The organism is Streptococcus parasanguinis, from assembly GCF_001578955.1.
GTDB lineage: Bacteria > Bacillota > Bacilli > Lactobacillales > Streptococcaceae > Streptococcus > Streptococcus parasanguinis_U.
Genome location: NZ_KQ969689.1, coordinates 727,119 through 728,276, shown reverse-complemented (window position 1 = coordinate 728,276; position 1,158 = coordinate 727,119). Strand labels below are relative to the sequence as shown.

Annotated in this window: 1 protein-coding gene and 1 pseudogene; both read right to left on the bottom strand. The window is 29.8% G+C overall.

Annotated features, from left to right (window positions below; translation table 11 throughout):
• A pseudogene (locus tag SPADD19_RS03495) lies at positions 1-443 on the bottom strand (DUF1430 domain-containing protein); the annotation flags it as partial.
• A gap of 148 nt (positions 444-591) precedes the next feature.
• The gene (locus SPADD19_RS03490; protein WP_061455220.1) at positions 592-897 is read right to left on the bottom strand and encodes a lactococcin 972 family bacteriocin; all 306 of its coding nucleotides are present in this window, start codon (positions 895-897) and stop codon (positions 592-594) included.
• Between the last annotated feature and the right edge of the window lie 261 nt (positions 898-1,158).

Here is a 1,158-nt window from a genome sequence, read left to right as displayed (position 1 = left end):
AATAGAGCAGTCTCATAATTAGTTGGCAAAACTCTAACAGTGGCATTAAGCTGCAATAATCCTTCAGCTACTTGCTCCGCATTCATAGAACCACTCACAACAACATAAACTGTATTGTATGAACTATTTTCTATTAATTCATTATCCGTTTGCTGCTTTAGCTCTTTAGGTAAATTTTTGGCTCCAATTGGAACATATGTATTTTGTATTTGTTTGTTAGACTCATCGATAGGAGCAACAATTCTTCTTGCTAGAACAATATCGTTTTTAGCTACAAATTCATCAATTTTATCAGAAAAATCGACAGGAGATTTTTCAACAACTATTACATTTCTAAAACCAGCAAAAATCTCGTTTTCATTTGTATTGATGAATAACAATCCAATTAAACAAATCAAAAGAAAGGAAATAATTAATAAAATTTTTTTAAACTTACTATACATCCTGTACCTCGCTTTTAAAAAGCTCAACCCTAATGTATTCGACAAAATTTTTAAAAGAGGAGGGGTGCTCCTCCTCTTACTTATCTATGAAATTCATGATATTCTAACTTATGAATACCAAATACATATTGTAGAACAAATAAAATCGTTAATTTGAGTAAAAACCGGAAGGATTATAGTAAAATGTTGCTGGATCCCAAAGAGTCCCTATAGATGCTTTAGCCCAAACACCAGGGCCAGCATTTCTAAAATTTTTAATTCCATTATTTGCATTCACAACCTTTGCACCATGATTTTTATGGTCATGCTTATAGTGAGAATATGCATAATTCCATCCATAACCATAATCCCAAGTACCATCATGTACTATAACTCTATCTGCATATGAAATTGAAGCAATCGACAAAGTTGCAGATAATATGATAATCGTTAACAGTTTAGAAATCTTATTCATAGCATTTCCCTCAATTTCTTATAATCTTAGCAATAATTAAAATCTTATATTGTACATAATAACCAGCTCCAATCATACAAAATTATCTATATTCTTATTACTCATTAATATAGATGAAAATTCAATTGTTGAAATTCCTATCATAGAAGTCTTTGGAATGTATCACTCCTGGATCTATACCTTCTACTTTATTAGAAACATATACAGTACCAAAAGTAAATAACAATAAACTAAACATAATTGAAATATTTCTAAAAAGCT